Source organism: Pseudidiomarina insulisalsae (genome assembly GCF_003987065.1).
GTDB lineage: Bacteria > Pseudomonadota > Gammaproteobacteria > Enterobacterales > Alteromonadaceae > Pseudidiomarina > Pseudidiomarina insulisalsae.
On sequence record NZ_PIPY01000012.1, the window covers coordinates 27,649 to 52,930 of the forward strand.

The 25,282-nt window shown below is 52.6% G+C and carries 20 protein-coding genes and 1 other RNA gene; 9 read left to right on the top strand and 12 right to left on the bottom strand.

All coding sequences use genetic code 11. The features are described 5' to 3' along the window. Positions 1–77 precede the first annotated feature (77 nt). The 4 genes from CWI71_RS10975 to CWI71_RS10990 form a co-directional block, all read right to left on the bottom strand. Positions 78–3,251, bottom strand: a complete 3,174-nt coding sequence (locus tag CWI71_RS10975) for an amidohydrolase family protein (RefSeq protein ID WP_126755313.1) — start codon at positions 3,249–3,251, stop codon at positions 78–80. A 48-nt stretch (positions 3,252–3,299) separates the two neighbouring features. Next, positions 3,300–4,838: a S10 family peptidase gene (locus CWI71_RS10980; RefSeq protein ID WP_126755314.1), complete on the bottom strand. Its 1,539-nt coding sequence runs from the start codon at positions 4,836–4,838 to the stop codon at positions 3,300–3,302. A gap of 115 nt (positions 4,839–4,953) precedes the next feature. Beyond that, complete coding sequence (locus CWI71_RS10985) at positions 4,954–6,165, bottom strand: NRAMP family divalent metal transporter (protein ID WP_126755315.1); 1,212 nt, start codon at positions 6,163–6,165, stop codon at positions 4,954–4,956. A gap of 20 nt (positions 6,166–6,185) precedes the next feature. After that, entirely contained in the window at positions 6,186–8,387 is a 2,202-nt protein-coding gene (locus tag CWI71_RS10990) for a putative bifunctional diguanylate cyclase/phosphodiesterase (protein WP_338050059.1), read from the bottom strand. A gap of 241 nt (positions 8,388–8,628) precedes the next feature. Here CWI71_RS10990 and CWI71_RS10995 point away from each other — a divergent pair, with 241 nt between their 5' ends. The 4 genes from CWI71_RS10995 to CWI71_RS11010 are packed head-to-tail and all read left to right on the top strand — an operon-like array spanning position 8,629 to position 11,893. Next, a complete protein-coding gene (locus CWI71_RS10995; RefSeq protein WP_126755317.1) occupies positions 8,629–9,342 on the top strand; it encodes a TVP38/TMEM64 family protein in 714 nt (237 codons plus the stop codon). After that, positions 9,339–10,673 (top strand): MGDG synthase family glycosyltransferase, encoded by a 1,335-nt coding sequence (locus tag CWI71_RS11000; RefSeq protein ID WP_126755318.1) that lies wholly within the window; start codon positions 9,339–9,341, stop codon positions 10,671–10,673. Before CWI71_RS10995 ends, CWI71_RS11000 begins: the two co-directional genes overlap by 4 nt. Positions 10,674–10,689: 16 nt before the next feature. After that, on the top strand, positions 10,690–11,280 hold the full coding sequence (locus CWI71_RS11005) for a YkoP family protein (protein ID WP_126755319.1): 591 nt from the start codon (positions 10,690–10,692) through the stop codon (positions 11,278–11,280). Further along, positions 11,258–11,893, top strand: coding sequence for a polysaccharide deacetylase family protein (locus tag CWI71_RS11010; RefSeq protein WP_126755320.1), 636 nt, complete (start codon positions 11,258–11,260; stop codon positions 11,891–11,893). The genes CWI71_RS11005 and CWI71_RS11010 overlap by 23 nt, the downstream gene beginning before the upstream one ends. A gap of 39 nt (positions 11,894–11,932) precedes the next feature. On the opposite strand, the gene gcvP is transcribed toward CWI71_RS11010, so the two are convergent. The 3 genes from gcvP to gcvT all read right to left on the bottom strand — a co-directional run bounded on the left by gcvP (position 11,933) and on the right by gcvT (position 16,437). Beyond that, positions 11,933–14,818, bottom strand: coding sequence for an aminomethyl-transferring glycine dehydrogenase (gcvP, locus tag CWI71_RS11015; protein ID WP_126755321.1), 2,886 nt, complete (start codon positions 14,816–14,818; stop codon positions 11,933–11,935). Between the two features lie 96 nt (positions 14,819–14,914). Further along, positions 14,915–15,304 carry a glycine cleavage system protein GcvH gene (gene gcvH, locus CWI71_RS11020; RefSeq protein WP_126755322.1) on the bottom strand — a complete coding sequence of 130 codons (390 nt, stop codon included), beginning with the start codon at positions 15,302–15,304 and terminating at the stop codon, positions 14,915–14,917. A 53-nt stretch (positions 15,305–15,357) separates the two neighbouring features. Then, positions 15,358–16,437: a glycine cleavage system aminomethyltransferase GcvT gene (gene gcvT, locus CWI71_RS11025; protein WP_126755323.1), complete on the bottom strand. Its 1,080-nt coding sequence runs from the start codon at positions 16,435–16,437 to the stop codon at positions 15,358–15,360. A 154-nt stretch (positions 16,438–16,591) separates the two neighbouring features. Between gcvT and CWI71_RS11030 the strand changes: the two genes are divergently transcribed. After that, positions 16,592–17,461: a LysR family transcriptional regulator gene (locus tag CWI71_RS11030; protein WP_126755324.1), complete on the top strand. Its 870-nt coding sequence runs from the start codon at positions 16,592–16,594 to the stop codon at positions 17,459–17,461. Here the strand turns inward: CWI71_RS11030 and CWI71_RS11035 are convergent. From CWI71_RS11035 to CWI71_RS11050, 4 genes are read right to left on the bottom strand one after another with little or no spacing between them, the layout of a single operon-like run. Next, the gene (locus tag CWI71_RS11035; protein ID WP_126755325.1) at positions 17,442–18,581 is read right to left on the bottom strand and encodes an FAD-dependent oxidoreductase; all 1,140 of its coding nucleotides are present in this window, start codon (positions 18,579–18,581) and stop codon (positions 17,442–17,444) included. The genes CWI71_RS11030 and CWI71_RS11035 overlap by 20 nt on opposite strands. After that, a complete protein-coding gene (gene ubiH, locus CWI71_RS11040; RefSeq protein WP_126755326.1) occupies positions 18,578–19,777 on the bottom strand; it encodes a 2-octaprenyl-6-methoxyphenyl hydroxylase in 1,200 nt (399 codons plus the stop codon). The genes CWI71_RS11035 and ubiH overlap by 4 nt, the downstream gene beginning before the upstream one ends. After that, positions 19,759–21,084, bottom strand: coding sequence for a Xaa-Pro aminopeptidase (gene pepP, locus CWI71_RS11045; RefSeq protein ID WP_126755327.1), 1,326 nt, complete (start codon positions 21,082–21,084; stop codon positions 19,759–19,761). The genes ubiH and pepP overlap by 19 nt, the downstream gene beginning before the upstream one ends. 34 nt (positions 21,085–21,118) lie before the next feature. Continuing rightward, entirely contained in the window at positions 21,119–21,706 is a 588-nt protein-coding gene (locus tag CWI71_RS11050) for a UPF0149 family protein (protein WP_126755328.1), read from the bottom strand. 130 nt (positions 21,707–21,836) lie between these two features. On the opposite strand from CWI71_RS11050, the gene CWI71_RS11055 reads away from it, so the two are divergent. Both CWI71_RS11055 and ssrS read left to right on the top strand, forming a co-directional pair. Continuing rightward, complete coding sequence (locus CWI71_RS11055; protein ID WP_126755329.1) at positions 21,837–22,145, top strand: cell division protein ZapA; 309 nt, start codon at positions 21,837–21,839, stop codon at positions 22,143–22,145. Positions 22,146–22,155: 10 nt separating this feature from the next. Then, positions 22,156–22,338, top strand: a non-coding RNA gene (ssrS, locus tag CWI71_RS11060) — 6S RNA. 21 nt (positions 22,339–22,359) lie between these two features. Here the strand turns inward: ssrS and CWI71_RS11065 are convergent. Further along, a complete protein-coding gene (locus CWI71_RS11065) occupies positions 22,360–23,922 on the bottom strand; it encodes an amidohydrolase family protein (protein ID WP_241967726.1) in 1,563 nt (520 codons plus the stop codon). An 18-nt stretch (positions 23,923–23,940) separates the two neighbouring features. Between CWI71_RS11065 and CWI71_RS11070 the strand changes: the two genes are divergently transcribed. Further along, the gene (locus CWI71_RS11070) at positions 23,941–24,561 is read left to right on the top strand and encodes a 5-formyltetrahydrofolate cyclo-ligase (protein ID WP_126755331.1); all 621 of its coding nucleotides are present in this window, start codon (positions 23,941–23,943) and stop codon (positions 24,559–24,561) included. 45 nt (positions 24,562–24,606) lie between these two features. Further along, entirely contained in the window at positions 24,607–25,281 is a 675-nt protein-coding gene (gene rpiA / locus CWI71_RS11075; RefSeq protein WP_126755332.1) for a ribose-5-phosphate isomerase RpiA, read from the top strand. Position 25,282 lies beyond the last annotated feature (1 nt).

The window sequence follows — 25,282 nt, forward strand, 5'->3', positions numbered from 1 at the left end:
AAATCCCGCTATACGAATATAGCGGGATTATAACTAGCTTCGCCAAAATATACAGCCGTGGCTGTTACGACCTTGGTCTATTCCCAGAAGAATTTCGCCCGAGGCGCGGCAGCAGGCACCAGCTGATTCATGGTCGTCGCATCATACAGACGTCCATTTACCATGGTGTGAGTAACCCGATCTGTCACCCGGATATCGGCCAGCGGATCACCGTCAATAACGATGATATCGGCCAGTTTGCCCTCCTCAAGTGAACCGATGGCGTGACCCATACCGAACTCAGTTGCTGGGTTAATGGTTGCTGTCGCAAGTGCTTCAAGTGGGGTCATGCCACCTTGCGCCATCATCCAGATCTCCCAATGCTGAGCCAGGCCTTCACGTTGCCCGTGGGCACCTGAAACCACTTTCACACCGGCATCAGTCAAGCGCTTCGCCACCTCGGCATTGTTGATGTGGTTATAGTGATGATGCGGTGCTTTCTCGCGGCGCATCGCTTTACCCACTAATGCATCTTGCGGAACGAATTTGCTCAGCTTCGGATGTTTCCAGACTTCGGTTTCGGCATACCAGTAGTTCTCACCCCAGATACCGCCGTAAGCAACACCTAAAGTAGGCGTATAGTAGACATCGGTTTGTTTCCAAAACTGCTCAATGTCGTCATAAATTTCTGCAACCGGAATCGAGTGTTCAATGGTCGTATGACCATCAGCTACCATCGAAAGGTTATGTTGCAGTAGTGAACCGCCCTCAGGAACGACCATCATTTCCAGCTCGCGGCCAGCCTGAATCACTTGTTGGCGCTGATTCCGGCGCGGTTGATTATAGCTTTTCACCGAGAACGCACCGACTTTCTTCAGACGCTCTAAATGAAATTTCGCGTCATCGAGACTATCAATGTGCGAAGTGTAGCCGGGTCCATTCGCGCCATATAAAATCGTACCTGTTGAAAACGTACGAGGAGCGGCAATCAAACCGGCTTTTTGCATTTCGCTGGCGGTGAAAATTTCCGACGTGTCATTCGACGGGTCATGAATGGCAGTCACACCAAATGCCAGATTCGCATAGCTCTGCCAATTCTGCTCAGGAATAATTTCATATTCACCGGCAGGTCCGTGCGCGTGACCATCAAACAGGCCTGGCATAATAGTTTTGCCGGCTGTATCAATAATAATCGCGCCTGCAGGCACCTGAACATCATCTTTCGTACCCACCGCCACAATTTTATTGCCTCGCACAACTACGGTGCCCTCAGCAATCACCTTGTCGCCGTTCATGGTGATGACCTGGCCACCCACAAACGCTACGGTCTCATCATGAATCGCTTTGTCCTGAGTGAAGCTGATATCGGTACCGCTGGCGACTTTATCGAACTCAGAATCGGTGGCGTCAATGGCAAACAGACCGGCAACCGAGGCGTGATAGAGTTCAGGGCCCAGTGACCAGTAAATCGATTTACCGTCTTTGGTCCAGGAAATATTTTCACCGGCGCGAACGGAGAGTTGCTCAACCGGGAACTGCTTATCGTTTGGACTGATAGTGATCGGTGCACCACGTTCCACTAGTGGCGTGACGAATACCTTAAAACGCTCCGCAAAAGCCAGGTGCTGGCCATCCGGCGAGACGCGGTATTCGGTGGCGTGCTCCGAGCTATACAAGGTGCGTTGATCTTTCGTTGCAATGTCGACGGCCAGCAGCTTCTGCGCGCCTGAAGAATCCATCAGATAAACGCGATCGTTACGCTTACCAAACTGCGGCTGAAAACCATTTTCACTGATCAGACGCGGCGTCGCGTCACCTTGCAGGGGCAAATGATACACGCCCGGATTCACGCCATAACTGTCAGGCGTAATGTACCCACCACGTACTTTACGATAAACCACGGCCTTGCCATCGGGGCTGAATACCGGTTCAATGAACTTTCCTTTGCCGGTAGGCAAAATCTGCTCTTTACCGCTGCGCAGATCACGAACAATAAGTTGGCCCTGCTCCTGATCATCCCAGGTTACATAAACTAACTTGTCACCGCTACGTGAGTAACTTGGGTACAACTCCCACTGGCCTTCGCGCTCGGTCAGGCGCTTTGGCTGACCGTCAGGTAAGCTGCGCTCATACAAATGACCTAGCGCCTCGTACACCACGCTGCTGCCATCAGGTGCGACCTGTACGTTGCGCAGCATTTTCACTTTAAAGTCGTCAGCTTCAATGTTCTGTTTAAAGTGCAATGCGGTCTGCACTTTTTTGGTGGTCTCAACGCTAAAAGGAATCACGCGGGTCTGCCGTGAGGCCACCTCGAGGCGCATAATTTTACCATCGGCCCAGAATACTAGTTCTTTGCCGTCCGGCGTCCAATCCATGGTCGGATACACGCCATGAATAGCCCAGGTTTCCTGCATGTCGCGATCTAACTGGGTATACAAGCGTTGCTCTTCACCTGTCTCAAGGTTGTAAAGGTAAAGTACGCTGTCAAAGTCTTCGCGCTTAATGTAAGCGAGGTGCTTACCGTCTGGCGAAGGTGTCGGACGAATCGCGCCGCCAGGGCCACCACGGATAACATCGATGTCACCGGTTTCGCGATCAAAACGCTTCAGCGTGTAGATACCTTCAAGCGAATCCTTGCTGTAATGGAAGGTTTTGCCCGGCGTGTCGTCCTGAGAAAAATAAATGTACCGCCCATCGGGTGAAAACGCAGGCTCACCCAGATCTTTCTGATCATTCGGGCGCTCTGTCAGTTGCACACCAGAACCACCGTTGACGTGATACATCCAGACCTCGCCGGCACCCAGCGAGCGACGTGCGGTGTAGTGCTTACGGGCAACCAGAAACTGGCTGTCAGGGCTCCAGGCCGGGCTATTCAGCAAACGGAAGGTTTCGTTGGTGACGACCCGGGCGTTGCTGCCGTCGGCATCCATGACCCATATATTGTCGCCACCGCTGGCGTCAGAGGTAAACGCAATGTACTTGCCATCAGGTGAGTACACCGGTTGCATCTGCCAGGCGATACCGCCAGCCAGCAACTCTGCCTCGCCACCTTTCGCAGGCATGCGATAAATATCACCCAGTAAATCAAAGACGATATATTGGCCATCGGGGCTCATATCGACATTCATCCAGGTGCCTTCGTTCACCTTAATCTGAACGTCTTTAAATTCGCCTTGTGGATTTTGAACATCCCAGCTGGTGTCGTCCTGCGCGTACGCAGGTAGCGAGAGTGCAACGCTGACCGCAAGGGCCAGCGTAGATAACTTTTTCATAGTCAGACCTTTATATTTGTTGCAGGGTACCGCGGTTCAGGCGGCCTTTTAGTCGTATTTGGCGGCCTCGCCTTTGCCTGGCAGCGTCGACTTAATGAAGTCGCGCAGGTCGTCATTAGCTAACTCAAGATCTTCCGCGCGCAGATACATCATGTGACCGCTGCGATAACCTTTAAAGTCAATGCGATCTTCCATGCGACCGCTTGGGTCGATGTGCCAGCCGGTGTACTTGGCGTCAAAATAGTTGGTCGCGCCGTCAAAGTAGCCCGACTGAATCAACACATTTAAGTAAGGATTTTGCGCCATTGCCTGGCGTAAGTTCTCACCTGTGTTGTTATTGGTGCGATCCCATGGGTGCACCGGACCGAACATGTTGTATTTCACGTCTGTTTCATAGTTCAGCTCTTCACGCAGGTAATAATTGATTGCCGGCGTAAATGAGTGTAACCACGAGGTTAGCTCTGAATTGTAATCCGGGCTGTCACCGACATCATCACGGTCGATACCCAGATAACGTGAATCCAGACGACCTACGGTACGGCCGCGATCGCGCAGCAGTTCTTTCCAGAAGAAACGCGGATTGATATCAAGATTGGCCCGCAGTACCGTCTGCTTGCTTAAGCCTGAGTAGCGGGCAACTTGCTCTGCGACTTGCTCACGCTCAGCCTCTGGTAGCATAGTGCCTTTCGCTAAGGCTGGAAGATAGGTGTTTAACGTATAGCTCTCAACTTCCTCAAGCATGTCGAGCAAATCTTTATTTTGCAGTTCATTATCAAGGGCGTTGTGATACCACGCGGTCGCGGCGAAATAAGGCAGGCGGTTCGCTGCTTCGACGGGTCCCTGACGGTCGATACCAATTTCAGTTGGTGACACCAGAACCACACCGTTTAAGTACATCCACTGGCGGTTTTGCAGTTCCAGCGCGAGACCTGAAACCCGGGTAGTACCGTAGCTTTCACCAATCAGGTACTTCGGTGAGCGCCAGCGTTCCTGGCGCGTGACAAAGGTATTGATCCAGTCGGCCAGATAGCGCACGTCGGCGTTCACCCCAAAGAACATTTTTTGTTGCTGGTCACGCGATGGCATTTCACCCTCAGCGTTAGGCAGTACGCGCGAATAACCAGTATTGACCGGGTTTACGAAGACAATATCGGCCACATCAAGCACCGAATGAGGGTTATCTTTTACGCCGTAAGGCATGATAGGAAAGCCTTCATCATCGACCCGTAGTGACTTAGGTCCGGTGTAGGCAACATGCATCCAGACTGAGGCTGAGCCAGGGCCACCGTTAAATGAAATAAGTAACGGCCGGTTTTCACGATTTTTTATGCCCTGGCGCTCGTAATAAGTAAAGAACAGCGCAGCGGTGGCCTCACCGTTTTCATTGAACACCGGCTGGGTTCCGGTCGTTGCGGTGTATTCAAAACGTTCGCCATTAATAGTGGCCTGATGACTGGTGACCACGACGTCATCGGCAGCGATTTTGGCAACCGGCAATTCCGGCGCCTGCACAGCATTCGCCATAGGGCTCAGCAACAGTGTGGCAGCCACACAACTTGCACTGATAGCATGCGAAACTAATTTCATCGGATTTAACCTCATTCTTGTAAGCGTCGTACCATTTAAAGAGATGCGTGGCGAAAGCTCAAGTGCTGTGAGTTCAACGCCACGGAATTGCGGATAACTGGCACCTTTTCAGGTGCTAGTAGGCCAGTAACCAATAGGTAAAAAGCAGGGCGAAGCCGATCAAGTAAATGAGTCCAAGCCACGCATAGCCATGCATCAGACCCGGCATCGCATGTTTACGTACCAGCATACAGTTCAGCCAGGCGAAGAACGGCGTCGTCAGAAACGCCAGGGTCATCGCGAAGCTTAGCATCGGGCCTAACGCGGTCTGGAAGTAAAGAATCACTAACATACCGGCCACCGACTGTCCGATAATCCACCCGCGTAAGCTTGTGCGACGCTTCGTCAACAAGCGATGTCCTTCACGTAAGGTACGGGCGTAACCGTCAAGCACCGCGAGTGTAGTACCAAACATGCATAAAAACGCGATACCGCCGACCAGATACTCGGACCAGGCACCAATGGTCGCGCTGTACATGGCGACAAACTGTTGCGCAAAGGTGCTGCCGGCCATGGCTATGGGTTGCGCCGCACCAAATTGCACCATGGCACCTAAGGCCATAAATACCAGCGCCAGCACCGCGGTTGCCCAGTAACCGAGGTTAAAATCGAACAGGCCATCCTTGAGCGTTACCGCCGTCAGTTTTTGCTTACTGCGCAACCACAATGAATTGATAGCTGACAGTTCAATCGGCACTGGCATCCAGCCCATCATGGCGACCAGAAATGCCAGCGCGGACAGCTCCCAGGGTGACGGTGCGACAAAGTCGGCAGGGGGCGGCTGATGTCCTACCCAGGCAATAACCACTGCTGCCAAAGTAGCCAGCGACAGGCTGACCATGATCCACTTCGAAATGGCATCAAGGCTGCGGTATTGCCCGCCCAGCAGCACCAATAAACATGCCAGTAAGATCAGCCAGCACAGCAGCGTCAGGCTCAGTTGCGGTAGGAAGAGCTGCAATAAGCTCGCGGTTAAAAGCAAAACACCTGCGGTGTTGACCACCGCAGCAATCAGGTTCAGAACAATAAAGCCCCAAAGATAAAGCTTATGCTTGCGATAGTAACCACTTACTAAGCTTTCATTGTGCGTCAGTGTATAAGTTACGCCAAAGCGGAAAAACGGATACTTAAGCACATTCACCAGCAAAATGAGCCACCACAACTGCCAGCCAAAAAGTGCCCCGGCCTGCGTCGCGGCCACCAGATGCGATGCGCCCACCGCGGCGGCGGCGAGAATGATACCCGGCCCCAGGCTTTTAAGCCGGTGCTGAGAAGTTGATGCCATCATAATGAAGACTTTTATTATTATTAGGTTTTAAGGGACACGGCCGCTTTTTTGTCCGCCAGCCATTGTTTTTCGAAATCATCCGGTGACACCGGATGACCAAAATAATAGCCTTGTCCGAAGTGACAGCCAAGTTCTTTTAGCAGTGCCGCCTGCTCAGTGGTCTCAACGCCTTCAGCAACGGTCTCCAGACCCAGTGAACGGGCCATGGCAATAATAGTGTTGACCAACGTTTTACTTTGCTCATCACGCAACATGGCCTGCACAAACGAGATATCAATTTTTAGAATATCGACGGCGAATTGCTGCAGGTAGGCTAGGGAAGAGTAGCCAGTACCGAAGTCATCAATCGCCAGTTTAAAACCATGGTCGCGCAGACGACGCGTGACTGTCAGTGCCAGCACGGGATCCACCATCAGATCGCTTTCGGTTATTTCCAGCGTGATCTGCTCAGGACGGACGTCTCGGATACAATACAGAAAGTCTTCTACTATTTCGGGAGAAGTGAACTGTTGCGCGCCGACATTCACTGAGACCTTAGGAATGGCTTCGTAATCCCGCTGCCATTTGCGCAATACCTCAGTGGTTTTACTCAATACCTGAATGCCAAGCTCAGCAAGTACGCCTTGCTTACGCGCGATGTCAATAAATACATCTGGCTTGACGGTGCCGAGTTCCTGATCAAACCAACGGCATAATACTTCGGCACCGACACATTCACCACTTTTAAGATCAATCTGTGGCTGCAGATAAATAGTCAGCTCATGCTTCTCCAGCGCCGCTAAAAAACGCTCAGTTTGATGCCGCTCAGCCGAGACTTTACGCTCCAGCTGTTCATCAAAAATACAAAATGACAGTTCATGCAGCTTCGCCTCGTACATGGCAATACTGGCCTGCTGCAAAAGCTCAGTTGCCGAACTCGCACTATGGCTATAGGCACCGCTCATACGTAATTGTAACGCCAGACTCTGCTCACCAAGCAGTACAGGATCATCAAAAAAGCGCTTCAGACTATTCGCAACTGTCAGAAACTGCTCAACTTTCTCAAAACTGCTCTTGACCAGCACCACGAACTCGTCACCCGTAACCCGCGCTACGAGCACAATATCATCGAAGTCTGCCGCGCCCTCGTCCAGGCGTTGCCCTACTACCTTTAACAGCCGGTCGCCGGCATGCAAGCCGAAGCGTTCATTAATATTGCGAAAATGGCGGATATCGACCAATACCAACAGATAATCCTGATCAGGATGTTGTTCGTACTCGCGTTGCAGATGCTCCAGCAGCGCAGCACGATTCGCCAGCCCGGTCAGCTCATCGCGAAAGGCTATCGCGGCAATGTTCTGCTCATGTTGCCGTTGCTCAGTAACATCGAGGATAAATCCCTCGAAGTGGGTAACTTTGCCGTCTGGATTGCGAATACCCTTGCCCTGCTCCCAAACCCAGCGGATCTGACCTTCGGCACAGATAATCCGGTATGCCACTTTAAAATACTTATCGCGCGCAACGGCGTCATCCACAGCCTGGACGACGGTGGCATGATCTTCGGGATGGATAATATCGCCCCAGGCAATCACCGCATTATCGATCAGCTCGGTGGAATGATAGCCGGTCAATGCCTGAGCACCCCGACTGACGATTTCCATGGTCCACAGCTCATCGTTTTTACAGCGGTAGGCCATGCCCGGCAGTGAGTTCATTAAGGTTTGCAACCGCCGTTGGCTTTCATGCAGGTTGCGGCTGATGCGCAGTTGCGCAAGTTCAGCTGCCGCTTGTGCTGCAGCTACTTGTAGCAGCTCAAGCGCAGCATGTGGATAATTTAAGGGCTGATTGTTGAGCACCGCTAACAGACCCAACTTAGTTCGATCTGCGGTTAACATGGGTACACCGACGTAACTTTCCGCGCCTAAGTCCTGCAGCATTTCGTCGTTGGGAAAGGTCTCACAGATGCCATTTTCAAATATGCAAGACTGATTGCTCAGCACTTGCTCACAGGGAGAGCCTGCCAAACTATAACTGACTGGCTGGTGATAACTGCCGCCCGAGAAGCAGGCCACCATGTGGGCAGTGGTGGGGTCATCACTGAATATTTCAGCAATCACCACATGGTCAGCGTCAAGCAACTCACTGAGCAACTTCGCCAGGTTTTCGATAAACTTGAGCTCCCGTGCTTCACGGAGATTTTCGGCAAGTAAATGGAGAGCTTTATCTATATCGATGCGTTTAATCGTGAGTTCTCCCTACAACACTTTGATATAGCTATTTTTTAACTTATGTATACAGATTAGCGGAACTCATACAAAGGTCAATAACAAAGTTCACGACAAAAAAAGCGGGATTTTGTTGCACATGCGGTCGCTTTAAGACACCCTTTCGTCGCGCGTCCCTTTCCACTCGCCATTATGTCATTGGTAATGCAGAGGATCTCTGTCTATGCTTTAAACGACCAGCAGTCAAGGATAGCGCGATATGCAAAAAATACGTTTGGGTAGAACCAGGATATCCCCGGCCAAGCTGGCGCGCTGGCAGATAATGGGGGCATTAATTCTCATATCAGCGGCAATTATTCTGGCGATCACTGTTTCTACTGAACAGTGGCAAAGTTTACTGCAGAATCTGCTTAAAAATCAGGGATGGGCGGCAAGCCTGACACTGACCGGCGTGTATATTCTGGCCGTTATCTTAATGCTGCCACTCTCGCCCTTTGCGCTAACAGCAGGTCTTTTTTTTGGTTTTTTGCAAGGCTCTGTCATTGCACTTATCGCCGTAAATGTTGGCGCTTTAATTAGCTTCTTAATCACGCGTCACTGGTTAACAAGCGATCGCTTTGTCACTGTATTCCGATCCAAGTCCATGCGCCTGCTGACCAGTGGCAATATCAGAATCATCAGTTTATTGCGATTAAATCCCTTAGTACCGTTCAGCTTACACAATTATCTGTATGGTGCTGCCAGAACCGAGTTGCGGCCGTATTTATGGGGCACTTTTTTGGGCAGTGCCCCTTTTACCCTGGCGCTGGTTTACTTTGGCGTGACTGGTCGTGTCATTTACAGCGCCGGAGACTCTCTCGGCCCCTGGCAGTACAGTATGATTGGACTTGGAATCGTCTTGTCATTTGCTTTACTGATATTAACCAAATACGCCAAGTCGGCCAGTTATTCTCCGAATAAGGAGTCGCGATGAAAGTATTATTTCTCACTTCGCAGCTAGGTTACGGTCATATTCGAGCCGCCAATGCGGTGGAGCAGGCGTTGCACGAACACTTCCCAACCTTAAGCTGTGAATATTTGGACTTGTGGTCGCTGATGGATGAGAAAGTCGCCGCTGCGGTAAAAGGCGGCTACCTTCGAATGACCCAGGACTACCCGGACTATTATCAGAAGCTTTACGATCTTGACAAAGGTGTCTGGCAACAGCTCAGTGGCGAGGCTCCGTTAGACAACGGCATTAAACAGTTCTTAGCCGACCAGCTGTCGCACTGGTTTCCGCGTCAGACCGGCTGGCGGTCTATCGGCCAACATAATCTCGATACTGCGCTATTAAATAGCTATGTTCATTTGTTGGTAAACCAGAATGAGCGGAGTAACTACTCACTGATACTACGTAGCCTGTTATTATTAAAGCGAACCGTGCTACTACGCCGCATAAAGGAGCGCATAGAAGCCATTGCTCCCGACGTGGTAGTGGCCACGCAAATGTATCCTGCTGCGTTATTTTCACGACTAAAAGAAAAACAACAGTTCAGAGATATTCCTGCTCTAAGCGTACTTACCGATTACGGCCTGCAAAAAGTGTGGGTCAGACCGACGACCGATGGTTATTGTGTGCCCTCACGTGCTGTTGCTGAACAATTAGCAGCGTGGGACGTACCATCGAACCGTATCTTCGAAACCGGAATCCCTCTGGATCAGCAGTTTCGAACGCCGCCGTCCCAAAGTGCGGCTCGGGCCGCATTAAAACTAAGTAGCGACAAACCGACGGCACTGGTCACCGGCGGTCAGTACGGCATTGGGCTGGTGCCTACCGTAGAGTGCTTGTGTAAAGCCGGAAGCAACTTACAAATACTGGTTACTGCCGGAAATAGCGGCGATGATTACCATCGCTTGCGCAGTTTACAGCAAGCCTACCCGTCTCAGTTAATACTGTTCGACTGGGTAGAAAATATGGCGCAGCTAATTACCGCTGCAGACGTGGTGGTAGGTAAACCCGGCGGTTTATCAGTGAGCGAGGCGCTGGCGTGCGGGCGGCCTTTTTTCGCGACCTGTTCGCTAGGTGGACAGGAAGCGCATAATGTCGAGTTTTTAAAGCAGAATGGTATCGGCGATAAACTGTCTCCTGAACAACTTTGCGCGTCGATCGCACAGTTATTTGCGGAACCTGAATTACTCGCTGCCACACAAAAGCGTGCCTATGAAGCGGGTCATCGTAATGCTGCAGAGCAAGTAGCCATGCGTATTATGGAAGTGCTACCGGCCTCAAGCAGTTCCGTGACAGAGCCGAAAATCGCCCATTAAATCAGGGATTCGAATTATGCTGAGATCACACCTCTGGCGACTTTTAAACAGTTGCTACCTGAGCTACGACAGAGCCTATCGCCGCTGGCATAAATTAGAAGCGGTGGACGATTTTTTACAGGTCAAAAAACAATACTACGAGGGCCAGCCTCAGGTATTTCAGGACGGTACCAAGGTGGCACCGGGTGATGCAATTCTGGTGTTGCATTTTAACAACGACTTTATGGCGAAGTTGCATCAAGACCCCAAGCAGACCTCGTCGCGCCGCGTGGTCTGGGCGTTTGGCAAAGCGTTAATAAAGTCGATGGAGCAACTCCACGACGACTTACAAAAACGTTATGCGGAGCATGAGATTAAAGCCATCACTGGCGTGACCTGGTTTAAAACGCATGGCGAAAAAGTAGGCTTCGAGAGCCACCCGTTACCACCGGGCTGGCGACGTTGGCTATTGCACTGGCATTTTCGGCTGTTACTGTTAGCGCTGTTCCCGCAGTTACAGGCGCATCAGAACCGTCAGCTCATCCCTCATCAGTTCTGGCTCACACCGACGCAACTACGCGATACGATTGAAGGAAAAAGCTCTTATGTGGCCCAACGGCTTTCTTAATATTACCACCCGGGGAGCATCTTCTGAGCCGCGCGTTTACCTTACTTTCGATGATGGTCCTGACCCTCGGTTCACACCTCCGCTATTGGATCTGCTTGCAGAGTATGAGATCCGGGCCAGTTTTTTTGTGCTCGGGGAGGCTTGTAAGGCCTATCCTAAGCATATACGACAACTAGCGGAGGGTGGCCACGATATTGGTATTCACAGCTACACCCACGACCACCCCTGGCGCTTAAGCGCAGCGGAAGCCCGCGCCGAATTGCAGCGCTGCTACCATACGCTGGCCGACATAACCGGCAGCCCGCCCACATTATTCCGCCCTGCTTACGGCCGGTTCCGGCCCGCCACTTTGCAAGAAGCCAAGGCGTTACAGTTAACTACCGTGCTATGGAATCGCAGCGTTGTCGACTGGGGTCGATGGGGGACTTTAGCGGGTATCAGCCGACGCCTTAATGCGGTAAAGCCGGGCGATATCGTGTTAATGCATGATGCCAGACCCGATGCCAACCGACCGGAAAATAGCCAAATCGCCTTGCGGGAGTTTCTGCGGAGCGACAAAGCCACCCGTCTGAGTTTTAGCGGCCTCAGCCAGCTCATAAAAAAGCCCTCTTAAATCAGAGGGCTTTTTTGCGTTTCACAGTTGACGTCTGATTTAGCGGTAGCTTTCCACTGCCGGGCAGCTACACATCAGATTACGGTCACCGTACACGTCATCGATACGGTTTACGCTTGGCCAGAACTTGTTCTCGGCAACTACAGCTACCGGATAGACTGCGGTGTTGCGGTCGTATGGACGCTCCCAGTTCGCATCGGTAATGTCCGCCAGCGTGTGCGGTGCGTGATGCAGCGGGTTATTGTCCTTCGGCCAGTCGCCCTGTTCAATTTTACGCACTTCTTCACGAATGCTGATCATCGCTTCAATGAAGCGGTCCAGCTCGAACTTCGATTCTGACTCAGTTGGTTCGACCATCAGCGTGCCCGCTACGGGGAAACTCATGGTAGGTGAGTGGAAACCGTAGTCCTGCAGGCGCTTGGCGATGTCCATCTCGGTAACATCAGAGCTGTCTTTCAGCGGACGCAGATCGATAATACATTCGTGTGCGACACGATCGTTACGACCCTTGTACAGAATCGGATAGTGGCCGCCCAGTTTCTTCGCAATGTAATTGGCATTCAGAATCGCAACTTCGGTTGCTTCACGCAGGCCGCGTGAGCCCATCATGACAATGTACATCCATGAAATAGGTAAAATGCTGGCACTACCAAAAGGTGCTGCTGACACTGCGCCATTATCCAGGCCTGTTCCCTGAATCGGTACCACAGTGTGGTTTGGCAGGAATGGCGCCAAGTGCTTCTTCACGCCAATCGGACCCATACCCGGGCCGCCGCCACCGTGTGGAATGCAGAAGGTTTTGTGCAGGTTAAGGTGCGATACGTCAGCGCCAATGTAACCCGGCGAGGTCACGCCTACCTGAGCGTTCATATTGGCGCCGTCAAGGTAGACCTGGCCACCATGCTCGTGAACCACCTCACAAATAGTACGAATACCTTCTTCGTAAACACCATGCGTTGATGGGTAGGTCACCATGATGCATGACAGCTGATCGCCCGCTTCGGCCGCTTTTGCTTTCAGGTCATTCAGATCCACGTTACCGTTCTTGTCACAGTCAACGACCACAACTTTCATGCTCATCATCTGTGCTGAAGCCGGGTTGGTACCGTGTGCCGAGCTTGGGATCAAGCAAATGTTGCGGTGCCCTTCGCCACGGCTTTCATGGTACTTCTGAATTGCCAGCAAACCTGCGTACTCGCCCTGTGCACCTGAGTTTGGCTGCATTGACATAGCGTCATAACCGGTAATATCAACTAGCCAGTTGGACAAGGTTTGTAGCAGTTCGTAGTAACCTGAAGCCTGTTCTTGCGGACAGAACGGGTGCAACTGACCAAACTCAGGCCAGGTGACCGGAATCATTTCCGCGGTAGCATTAAGCTTCATGGTGCACGAGCCCAATGAGATCATGCTGTGATTCAGGCTCAGATCGCGGTTTTCCAGCTTCTTGATATAACGCAGCATCTCAGTTTCTGAGTGATGCGTGTTGAAGACTTCGTGTTTCAGAATTTCGCTTTGACGCACCAGCTCAACTGGAATAGAGGTCAGCTCGCCTGATGCAACGCGCGAGTCAAGCACGTCGATATCAAGACCATGCGCAGCACCGAACAGCGCAATGAACAGCTTTTCAACGTCGTCACGGGTTTTCGCTTCATCAAGACTCACACCAAACTGATTGTTACCGTCGATGCGAAGGTTCAGACCTTGTTGCACCGCGCGCGCAGCAATACCTTCGGCGTCGCCTTCGAGCTTAAAGGTCAGGGTATCGAACCAGTGCGAGGTTTCCAGCTGTACGCCTTTTTCCTGCAGGCCAAGCGCGACAATGTCAGTTAAGCGGTGGATGCGCTCAGCAATGGTACGCAGGCCTTGTGGGCCATGATAGACCGCATAGAACGAGGCCATATTGGCCAGCAGCACTTGCGCGGTACAGATGTTTGAGTTAGCTTTCTCGCGGCGGATGTGCTGCTCGCGGGTTTGCATTGCCATACGCAATGCCAGCTTACCACGGCTGTCTTTTGACACACCGATAATACGCCCTGGCAGCGAACGCTTATATTTGTCACGGGTCGCAAAGAAGGCAGCATGTGGACCACCGTAGCCCATAGGCACGCCAAAGCGCTGGGCTGAACCCAGAACCATATCGGCACCCATTTCACCCGGTGACTTCAGCATTACCAGGCTCATAATATCAGCTGCTACGGCAACAACACCTTTTTGCGCCTGAATGTCAGCAATCAGCTGCTCAATATTATGTAACTGACCGAAACGATCCGGATATTGCAGCAGCGCACCGAACACATCATGTTCGGTGGCTTCACGCGCCGGGCCAACAATCACTTCAAAACCAAACATCTCAGCGCGGGTCTTCACCACGTCGATGGTCTGCGGATACACGTTATCAGCAACAAAGTAGGTATTTGACTTGCTCTTACTGACCCGTTTTGCCATTGCCATGGCTTCTGCCGCTGCAGTAGCTTCATCGAGCAGTGAGGCGCTGGCCAGATCCAGACCCGTCAGGTCCATGGTCATTTGCTGGAAGTTCAGAATGGCTTCCAGGCGACCCTGCGCAATTTCCGGCTGGTACGGTGTGTAAGCGGTGTACCAGCCTGGATTTTCCAGCACGTTGCGTAAAATAACATTCGGTACCAGGGTGTCGTAGTAACCCATACCGATGAACGAGGTCAGAACTTTGTTCTTTTGCGCAATGGTCTTCAGCTTGGCTAATGCTTCACGTTCAGATAACGGCTCACCGACCTGTAAAAAAGGCTCACGCAAAATGGTGCCCGGCACGGTATCTTTAGTTAAGGCTGCAAGTGAATCTACACCTAGTTCGGCCAGCATTTCAGCCTGCTCATCGGCGCTTGGGCCAATGTGACGGCCAATGAACTCGCCATGATTCTCTAACTGCTTAAGCGTTGCTGTGGTCATTTACTTCTCGTCCCTCGGTTTCGGGGTTAATACAGTGGCTAAGGAAACACAAAACCCCGGTGTCAGTGACCGGGGTTTGCGCATTCCATTGCCTGATTATTCTTCGTCGATAACGGCTTGATAGCCTTCAGCATCAAGCAGGCTTTCGACTTCGCTCGGGTCATCGGCTTTAATCTTAAACAGCCAGCCGTCGCCATAAGGATCACTGTTCACGGTTTCCGGTGAGTCTTCGAGCTCTTCGTTGACGGCGACGATTTCGCCGGCAATCGGTGCATAGATATCAGAGGCTGCTTTGACCGATTCTGCAACTGCCACGTCGTCACCGGCGGCAACGTTATCACCCACTTCTGGTAACTCGACAAATACCATGTCACCTAAAAGGTCCTGCGCATGCTCAGAAATACCAACGGTGAAAACACCGTCGCCGTCATTGCGCACCCACTCGTGGGTTGCTGCATACTTTAATTCTTTAGGGATTGAGCTCATGTTCTGATCCTCAGTTTTAATTGTTCTGTTGTACGTAGCTGATGCGGACGCAATTATACCAGAGCTTTGCCATTTCTGACGAAGCTTGGTTTCACCACGCTAACTGTAACGAATTTCTTGCGCATTTCCACTTCTGCAGTCGAGCCGACAGAGTTCGGTACGCGTGCCATGGCGATCGAAAAGCCCAAGGTCGGAGAAAAAGTACCTGAGGTAATCACACCCTCACCACCATCAACGACGACCTTCTGGCCATGGCGTAGTACGCCTTTTTCGCGCATTACCAGGCCCACCAGTTTTGCATGACCTTCAGCTTTTTGCTTTTCCAGTGCCTCGCGACCAATAAAGTCACGATCGGCAGGCTCCAACGCCACACTCCAGCCCATATTGGCTTCTAACGGCGTAATGTTCTCGTCCATGTCCTGACCGTATAAATTCATGCCAGCTTCTAAACGCAAGGTGTCACGCGCGCCAAGACCGCACGGTTGTACGCCTACGTTCAATAATTCATTCCAAAGCTTCTCGGCTGCATGTGCCGGCAGAATAATTTCATAGCCGGCTTCCCCCGTATAACCGGTGGTGGCGATAAATAATTCACCGACCTGCACTGACATAAACGGCTTCATGCCTTCAACTTTAGCAAATGCTTCGCCGCCCAGAACCAGTTTCAACTTATCAGCAGCCTTTGGGCCCTGCAGTGCGATCATCGCTAATTCAGATTGCTCGGTTACTGTTACCTGGAAGCGACGGGCGACCGATTCAATCCAGGCCATGTCGCGCTCGCGGGTGGCAGAGTTAACGACCAGACGGTACGACTCATCAGAGAAATAGTAGACAATCAGATCGTCAATCACGCCGCCTTTTTCGTTCAGCATACTACTATATTGCGCCTTACCCGGCACCGTCAGTTTCGCTACGTCATTCGCCAGCATGTAACGTAAGAAAGCCTTGGCGTCGACACCCGCAACGTCAACGATGGTCATGTGTGACACATCAAAGACACCTGAGTCTTTACGCACGGCATTGTGCTCTTCAATTTGCGAGCCGTAGTTAAGCGGCATGTCCCAGCCGTGAAAGTCGACCATTTTTGCGCCAGCTTTCAGATGCGCGTCATAAAGAGGGGTACGATTTGCCATGGCTACGTCGTCCTGTTGTCGGAAAAATTTGGCGCAATTATAGAACTCTATGACGCTGGCAACAAATTAAAATTCCTTATGCTATTATTTATATTTATTATATTTGCCTGGCTTGTATTTCTTTTTTTAATACAACTATTTCAGCGGGTCATTCATGCAGCAGTTATCTCTCGACAGTTTACGTGCCTTTGTCAGTGTCTATGACCTGCAAAGTTTTACGGCCGCCGGGCAGCAGTTAGGCCGCTCGCAGCCGGCTATCAGCCTACAGCTGCAGCGCCTTGAAGAAATGCTCGGCGTGCGCCTGTACGCGCGCGTCGGTGGCCGCATTCAGTTGACGCCCTCTGGCACCGAACTACTGGAAACAGCGCGCGCCATGCTGAGTATGAACGATCAGATTATTGCGCGCTTAACGGAGCCTGAATTAAGCGGCCGTGTGCGCCTGGGCATTACCAGTGAGTTCGCCAGTAAGTTGCTGCCGCAGGTATTGGGCCAGTTTGCTCAGGGATATCCTAACGTTGCCTTGGAAGTAACCTCAGCACTGAGCCGGCATCTTATCGCCAGCGCCGATGAATTTGACGTTATCATCGCTCTTACTGAAAGTGGGGGGCGCGACGCGGCGCAACTTGCCAATCCTATGCAGTGGTTGGAGCTACGCCAGGAACCTTTGGTGTGGGTTGGCAACGCCGACAGTCAGCTGATGCCCTCACCACTGCCACTGGTGGTTGCGCCTGATGGCTGTATTTACCGCCGCCGAGCCTTGCGCGCGTTACGTCAGGCCGGTATTAGCTCACGCATTACCTATACCAATACCGACTTTAGTGGTCTCACCGCAGCCATCGAAAGTGGCCTTGGTATTACGGTATTGGCGCAAAGTACCGTACCTGCGCATCTGGAGAAGTTACAACGTGGCGGTGATGGCATCCAGTTACCTGAACTCGGTGAGGTTGGGGTCATGTTGTCAAAACGCGCGGCGGAAAACTCCGCCGCAGAGCAGTTAGCGCTTTTTATCCAAGAGCGGATTTAATCAACGCGCGTTTGAGGGGTGCCACTTTGTTGACCAGGCGCAGTCCGGCGCCGCGCAGCAACTTAAACGCCGGCTGATCATTACCAAAGCCACGCTTAAACGCTTCCATGGTAGCGATCATTTGCAGCGCAGCGACTTTCCGCTCGCGCTCCCAGTTACGTAACTGACGCTGGCCAAAGGTACTTGCGGTGATTTCAAGCAACGCCTCGACATCGCCAAAGCCAAGGTTTGCGCCCTGTCCGGCCAGCGGATGAATACTATGCGCGGCATCACCAAGCAACAGTAAACGTTGCTGCAGCCAGCGCTGCGCGTATTGCATACGCAGCGGAAAGTAGGCCCGTTCTGACATCACTTCCAGTTGCCCTAAAGCGCCGTCACTTGCGGCCTGTAACTGTTTGCTGAAATCGACATCGGATAACGCCTTTAGCTGTTCGGCATGATGATTGTCTGCCGACCAGACAATCGAAACCTGATGCGGATCAGCAAGCGGTAACCAGGCGACCGGCCCGGTCGGCAAAAAGACTTGCCGGGCATAGCCGTCATGCGACTTCGAGCAGCGCACCACAGCAACGCAGCCTTGCTGCTGGTAATCCCAGAAGGTCAGCGGTAGACCGGCAGCCTGACGCAACGGCGAGTGGGTGCCATCTGCTGCGATCAAATAGTCACCAACATAGTCTCCGCTCGCAGTGGTTAAGGTCACCTGGTCGTCACTAATCACATGTCCGCTGACTTCGGTCTGCGCCAAGAGCTCGACTCCGGCACGTTGCGCCTGCTGCCAGAGGGCTGCTTCGAGTACTTTATTTTCGACAATGGCACCCAGATCATCCTGATTCACCTCACTGGCGTGAAACTGAATCTGCCCGAAGCTATCGTGATCCCATACTTCCATCGCCTGATAGGGGCCAATACGCTCCTCTGGTAGAGCTTGCCAGACCTCAAGCTGCTGCAATAACGTGCGGCTGTGATGAGCAATGGCGCTGACGCGAAGCTCCGTAGCCTCGCCAAACGCTGGCGCGGCGCCGCGTTCAAACAGGGTCACCCGATGCCCCTGCAAGCGTAAACCTAAGGCAGCGGTAAGGCCGATCATGCCGCCACCGACAATTAAAAAGCGTTGACTCATGATCGCTCTCCCCGGCTGGCAAGAGGTGCCCAGCCCATGGTCTGGCGCGCAAAATTATGGCGTAAAGGGGCTACGGCATCTAACCCCAGCAACGCCAGATTACGCGCTTTGTTTAACGGCCAGTAATGATTGGAAAAACCGCGCACCAGCAAATCGGTCAAACCGATCACCCGCTGGTAATCGCCATCGCGTTGTTGCCAGTAGGACGCGAGAGTGCGGTAGGCACCCGGATCAATGGCCCGGGTTAATTGCTCACTTAAGCAGATGGCATCACGCACGCCAAGATTGAACCCCTGCCCGGCAATCGGATGCAGCGTATGCGAGGCATTGCCAACAATAACCGCGCGATGGCTGATACTGCGTTCGGCCAGATGAAGCTGCAAGGGAAATTGTAGCCGCTCGCCCACCGCGCTGAAACGGCCGGCGCGATAGCCAAAAGCTTGCTGTAAGCGGGTTAAAAAAGGCCCGTCAGGCAGCGCCATGAGCTCTGCGGCTTCTGCTTCCGTCACGCTCCAGACCAGTGATGCCTGCTGCTCAGGCAAAGGTAAAAGCGCCACTGGCCCGGTTTCAGTAAAGCGTTCATACGCCCAACCATCCAGCGACTCGCTCAGTTGCACGTTGGCAATAACTCCCACCTGGTCATAGTCGGTACTGTGCATTTTAATACCCAGTTGCTCGCGAACGAAGGAGCGCTGTCCGTCGGCGCCCACCAGCAGTTGCGTCCGTAACTGTGCTATTCCCTCGGGACCTTGCACCTTTAAAATGCAGTAGTTTTGCTCTTGTTTAAGCTCGGTAACCGCACTGTCGCCATACCATTCGATCTGCGGCATCGCGGCAATGGCAGCGTACAACACCCGATTCAGCGCTGCAGCAGAAACCACATAACCCAACGCGGCCACGCCCTCGTGTTTAGCATGTAAGCGCGTGGTACCTAAATACCCCCGGTCACTGACATGAATATGCCGGATCGGCTCGGCCTGCGCGGCCAGCTCACCCCATAACTGCTGTTGCTCAAGCAACCTCACGGTTGCCGCAGCCAGCGCTATCGTGCGCTTATCGGGGACCGGACCGTGGGGTTGGCGCTCAATAATTTTGATCGCAACATCAGGTCGGCTGCGACCTACCAACACCGCCGTGAGCGACCCGACCAGGCCGCCACCGGCAATTACGATAGGTGTTACTTGCTCTGCATCCACGCTTCTATCTCTGCTATGGTTTTTGGCACGTCGGCGGTTAAGTTTTCATAACCGTCGGCGGTGATGACCAGGTCATCCTCAATACGAATACCGATACCGCGCCACTGCTCAGCGACATCATGGGCATCGGCAGGAATATAAACGCCAGGCTCAATCGTAATCACCATGCCCGGCGCAAAAGGTGTGGTTTTGTCGGGCTGCTGGTGGTCACCGACGTCATGCACGTCAAGGCCTAACCAGTGGCCAATGCCATGAATAAGGAATCGCCGGTAACTGGCCTGTTCCATATGCTTTTTTACTGACCCCGACAAAATACCGAGCTCAATCAAACCTGCGGTAATCACTTCCGCTGCGGCGTCCTGGGCGCGCATTAAGGTACTTTTCGGCTTGACCGTTGCCAGCGCAGCTTCCTGTGCGCGCAACACGATGTCATATACCTGGCGCTGTGCATCGCTGAAGCGTCCACTGACCGGAAACGTACGGGTAATATCACCGGCGTAGCCCTGATACTCAGCACCGGCATCTATCAGCAGTAAGTCACCGTGCCGAAGCTGCGCGCTGTTTTCGGTGTAGTGCAAAATACAGGCATTATCACCGCTGCCACAAATAGTGCCGTACGCCGGGCCCGCGGCGCCTTGCATGGCAAATTCATGATGCAGCTCGGCCACGACCTGATATTCAAACCGGCCCGGCTCAACAAATTGCATGGCGCGACGATGCGCAGCTACCGAGATGCGTGCTGCTTCGCGCATCATGTCAAGCTCAGCCGCTGATTTCGTTAAACGCCACTGGTGCAGCCAGGGCGCAAGATCCAGCCAGGCGCGCGGGGGCTGTGCACCGCGCTTACCTTCAGCGCGCAGTTCTGCGGCAATACTCTGACAATGCTGCAAAAATTCGAGTTTGCTGTGGTCGGTATAAACACTATGCACGCCATCCAGCAAATGCCACAAATGTTCATCCAGATCATCAATGGGGTGGGCAATGTCCACGCCCAGACGATCAACAGCATGAGCCACGCCCATTCGCCGACCGTGCCAGACTTCCTGCTGTGGATCTTTCGGCTGACAGTACAACTGTACCGGCAGCTCAGTATCGGGCGCTAACACCAGCACTGCATCAGGCTCGTTTAAGCCGGTCAGGTAGTAAAAGTCGCTGTCCTGGCGAAAAGGAAATTCCGTATCACGGCTGCGGGTTTGCAGTTGCGCACTGGGAATAATCGCCATCGCGCTTTGCTTTTCTTTTGCCAGTTTATCCAGCAGGCGTTGCCGGCGTTGTTGAAATTCAGCTTGCGACAGCGTCACTGTCATAAATGCGTCACTCCTTCTGATTCAACCGGGCTTTTTAATGAAGTGTTTTATTGGTCGTGCAAGTACTGTTGGCGTGCTGACCCAGCTCATTGAAACAAAGCATGGCCGAAATGCGTAAATATTCGACAATTTCAAAATAGGCCCGCTCGGCTTCTTCATCATTTTCTACGGAGATATCTAGCTTGGCGATCTCAACCATGTCGTCAATAGCCTCGCGCAAATCGGCCGAGAGCCCGGCAAGGTTGGTTTGATTCACGCCAAAGCCAACTAAAAATGACTGCACCCAGGCGGTCAGTGCCTGCAGCCGCTCTGGCAAAGGCTCATGGTCACTGGGCAAGATCAGCTGAAAACCCAGATCCGGATCAAGCAGGCTCGCACAGGTATTTTCAGCGATCAGTTTCAGACGCTGTCTGACGTCCGGTGCAAAGGAATTACCTTCGTTAATTAAGTCACTTAACAACATAAGCCAGTCGTCACCCTCAATGCTGGCCCCACTGGCGACCATGCCGGTCAGAATGCCATGCACTTCGGCACCACTTGAGAGCAGGTCGTGACGTTCGAAAAATTCAGTAAGACGATCATAACTTTCCAGATCGCTGCTGGCAGACGTGTTATCAGACATAGCGGTGTCTTCCATTGCTGTATAATACTCTGCATCCTACCACTGTCCGGCTTTTCAGGCTAGCTGACAACGGCCCCCTGAATATGGCATACTAACGGCAAATACAAACAAGACAGCAAGGAACTGTGAGATGAGTCAACGCACCATGGACATTAAGTTGATGGACCGTCACTACAAAGTGAATTGCCCCGACGGGCAAGAGGTTGCGTTGCAGCAGGCGGCTGACAAGCTGAATCAGAAGCTGGAACATATTCGGCAGGCAACCCGACTGAGTCATCCGGAGCAAATTGCCGTCATGGCGGCACTGAATCTTTGCCATGAAAGTAGTAAAATAGAACATGAACAGCAACAACGCATCCAGGAACTGGAAGAGAAAGTGAAGTTGTTGCAAGAGACCCTGGAGCAGGTTACCAGCGAACAGCGACCAGGGCGGAAATAAAATCAGCTTTGATCGCCTGGGATGTTCGCCAGCACGCTAATGTCCCTGAGCCGATGTCATCAGTAAAGGGGCTCACTGAGCGGCTACTGAGCAAGCTCGACTTGTATCGAGAAGCCTACGGCCGTGTATTTGCGCCCCGCCTTGAACCAGTGGGTTCAAGGGCCAAAGCACGCAGCGGCATCCCGGGTGATCACCCATTCAAAAGAGAGCAACCCTAGGGTTGCTCTTTTTCTTTTGCCTGCGCCACAATACGCCGCACGTCAGCCAGTAACTGCTGCGCGTCATAGACAATGCCGTCTTTAATGGTATAGCGCACACCTTTGGTGCGCATCGGCTCATTATTATCATTGAGTTTAAAATGACCGGTGCCGTAAAGTACTTTAAAGTTATCCAGTGGGTTTTCCGCTACCACTACTAAGTCCGCTTTCTTACCCGGGACAATACTGCCGATGTCCGCTTCCAGACCCAGCGCCTCGGCACCATTCAGCGTAGCTGCCTGAATCACCTCAAGGGCATTAAAACCAGCCTCACGCAGCAGTTCGAACTCACGGATCAGACCAAAACCATAAATCTTGTAGATATAACCCGCGTCCGAACCTGTCGTCACCCGGCCGCCATGATTTTTAAAGTCCTGCAAAAAGGTCATCCACTTCTGGTAATTTTTGCGCCAGGCGATTTCTTCGTCGGTGGTCCAGTCAAACCAGTACGAGCCATGCGCATAGCGACTGGGCTCGAAGAATTCCCACAGCTGTGGCAGCGTGTATTCGTTATGCCAAATGGCCTGCCGCTCGCGCATTAAATCGCGACTTGCCTCGTAAATCGTCAGAGTTGGATTAATGGTAAAGTCGAGCGCGATCAGTTCGTCACGCACTGCGTTCCACTTGGCGCTACCAGGTTCTGCGGCTTGTTGCCACAGGCGGCCGGCAGCAGCAAACCGGTCTTGCTCATTATTGTAATTGTAATCGGCCGGGTAATCCTGAATAACCTGGTCGGTAAACAGTGCCTCGGGCAAGCCATACCAGTGTTCCATGGAGCCAAGGCCCAGTCGCGCCGAGTCAACCACGTTGGTGCGAACCACATTTAGCTGCGCGTGGTGCATCATGGTGCCCAGATTTTGCTGCTGGGCCTCATCAAGCGCGGCGGCGATAATCTCCGGGCGGGCACCGAAAAACTTAATGCCGGCCGCGCCCTGGCGCTTGATATCACGTACCCATTCGCGCGCTTGCTCAGCCTTAAAAATCGGCTCATTGGCATTCATGCCATAGCCCACATAAGGAATAATGCGCGGTGAAACAATAGTATTGTTCTGCGCCTGTTGCTGATGCCACCTGGTCCAGTCCAGACCGTTAAAACTGCCGGGTTCGCGCACTGTCGTGATGCCATGCGCCAGCCACAGCTTCAGCACGTATTCGGCCGGAATGCCCTCAGCAGAGCCACCGATATGCGCGTGCATATCAACAAAACCCGGCAATACGTAATGGCCGGTTAAGTCCATTTCTTTGTCACCCGGCTGCGCCTGCGGGCGGCGCTCGGGAATGACCGGTACGCCGGGATTTCCGACACTGACCACTTTGGTAATACGATCGTTTTCGATAACGATATCAACCGGCCCCTGCATGGGAGCACCTTCGCCGTTAATTAAATTAACGCCACGCAGGATCAGCCGCTCGTACGGGCCTTCACCCTGATCGCCACGGGGAGGTGCTTTCGGTGGCGCCGCCAGCACCTGAGTGCTCAGCGCTGCGGTTAAAACTAACGTAGTCAGGAACCGTTTCATCATGCTATAAATCGCTCTATGAAAAGACAATTCAGCCAGAATAACAGCAGCACCGAGCGACAGCAATTGCGTAAGCAGTTGTTAGCCGCACGGCAGCAGGTAAGTGTCGCAGAGCGTCAACAGGGCGGCCAGGCAATCGCCCGGCAGCTTCTGGCCCTGCCTGAAATGCAACGGACCCGTACCGTTGGAAGCTACTACAGTGTGCGCGCCGAGCTGCCAACCGGCGATATTAATGAGAAGCTACAACAACAGGGACATCAACTTGCCCTACCGGTGCTACATCCGGTGGTCAAAAATCATTTGTTGCTGTTAGCCATTAGTGACGCTACAGGTTGGCACAGTAACGCTTATGGCATCCCGGAACCGCAACTCGACTGCCGGCACATCGTGCCGCTGGCGCACGTCGATATTCTGCTGGTGCCGCTGGTGGGATTTGATCTGATTGGCAATCGCCTGGGTATGGGCGGCGGCTTTTACGATCGCACTCTGGCGGGTTGGCGCGCCGGACACTTCCCGCAGTTACAGCCGATTGGTCTGGCGCTGGACTGTCAACGCGTCGAGCGCTTGCCGATCGCCCCCTGGGACGTCCCGTTGCCGCGGGTGATTACGCCGACAAAAATATGGGACTTTCGCAGTTAAGCTTGTATACTGAAACGCCATAGCCCACTCACTCAGGAAGCAGGCATGGCAACCTCTCAAGATCAATTAAAACAACAAGTTGCACAAGCAGCATTCGACTACGTTAAAGACCACTTACCCGCACAGGCAATTATCGGCGTGGGCACCGGTTCAACGGTCAACTTCTTCATTGACGCGCTGGCCGAACTGAAACAGGACATTGAAGCCGCAGTCTCAAGCTCCGAAGCCTCGACCGAACGTCTTAAGCAGCATGGTATTCGTGTTGTGGATCTTAACAGTGTTTCCGAAGTACCCATTTACGTAGATGGTGCCGATGAAATTGATGAGCACATGCGCATGGTCAAAGGCGGCGGCGGTGCACTCACCCGTGAAAAAATAATTGCCGCAGTGGCGAAAAAAGTAGTCTGTATTGCTGATGAATCAAAACAGGTAGGTCGTCTGGGGCGCTTTCCTATCCCTGTCGAAGTCATCCCGATGGCGCGCTCTTATGTCGCCCGGCAAATCGTTAAACTAGGCGGCGACCCGGTCTGGCGCGAAGGCTTTACCACTGACAACGGTAACTGGATCCTTGACATACATAATCTTGATATTGTTGATCCTATTCACCTGGAGCAACAACTGAACAATATCGTCGGTGTGGTCACCAACGGTCTGTTTGCACAGCGCGGTGCTGATATCGCGATCATTGCCGGTGACGCCGGCATCAAAACCCTGAAGTGAG

Coding starts and splice junctions, on each gene's coding strand:
- CWI71_RS10975 (WP_126755313.1), bottom strand. CDS start 3,251: ATGAAAAAGTTATCTACGCTGGCCCTTGCGGTCAGCGTTGCACTCTCG.
- CWI71_RS10980 (WP_126755314.1), bottom strand. CDS start 4,838: ATGAAATTAGTTTCGCATGCTATCAGTGCAAGTTGTGTGGCTGCCACA.
- CWI71_RS10985 (WP_126755315.1), bottom strand. CDS start 6,165: ATGATGGCATCAACTTCTCAGCACCGGCTTAAAAGCCTGGGGCCGGGT.
- CWI71_RS10995 (WP_126755317.1), top strand. CDS start 8,629: ATGCAAAAAATACGTTTGGGTAGAACCAGGATATCCCCGGCCAAGCTG.
- CWI71_RS11000 (WP_126755318.1), top strand. CDS start 9,339: ATGAAAGTATTATTTCTCACTTCGCAGCTAGGTTACGGTCATATTCGA.
- CWI71_RS11005 (WP_126755319.1), top strand. CDS start 10,690: ATGCTGAGATCACACCTCTGGCGACTTTTAAACAGTTGCTACCTGAGC.
- CWI71_RS11010 (WP_126755320.1), top strand. CDS start 11,258: ATGTGGCCCAACGGCTTTCTTAATATTACCACCCGGGGAGCATCTTCT.
- gcvP (WP_126755321.1), bottom strand. CDS start 14,818: ATGACCACAGCAACGCTTAAGCAGTTAGAGAATCATGGCGAGTTCATT.
- gcvH (WP_126755322.1), bottom strand. CDS start 15,304: ATGAGCTCAATCCCTAAAGAATTAAAGTATGCAGCAACCCACGAGTGG.
- gcvT (WP_126755323.1), bottom strand. CDS start 16,437: ATGGCAAATCGTACCCCTCTTTATGACGCGCATCTGAAAGCTGGCGCA.
- CWI71_RS11030 (WP_126755324.1), top strand. CDS start 16,592: ATGCAGCAGTTATCTCTCGACAGTTTACGTGCCTTTGTCAGTGTCTAT.
- CWI71_RS11035 (WP_126755325.1), bottom strand. CDS start 18,581: ATGAGTCAACGCTTTTTAATTGTCGGTGGCGGCATGATCGGCCTTACC.
- pepP (WP_126755327.1), bottom strand. CDS start 21,084: ATGACAGTGACGCTGTCGCAAGCTGAATTTCAACAACGCCGGCAACGC.
- CWI71_RS11050 (WP_126755328.1), bottom strand. CDS start 21,706: ATGTCTGATAACACGTCTGCCAGCAGCGATCTGGAAAGTTATGATCGT.
- CWI71_RS11055 (WP_126755329.1), top strand. CDS start 21,837: ATGAGTCAACGCACCATGGACATTAAGTTGATGGACCGTCACTACAAA.
- CWI71_RS11065 (WP_241967726.1), bottom strand. CDS start 23,922: ATGAAACGGTTCCTGACTACGTTAGTTTTAACCGCAGCGCTGAGCACT.
- CWI71_RS11070 (WP_126755331.1), top strand. CDS start 23,941: ATGAAAAGACAATTCAGCCAGAATAACAGCAGCACCGAGCGACAGCAA.
- rpiA (WP_126755332.1), top strand. CDS start 24,607: ATGGCAACCTCTCAAGATCAATTAAAACAACAAGTTGCACAAGCAGCA.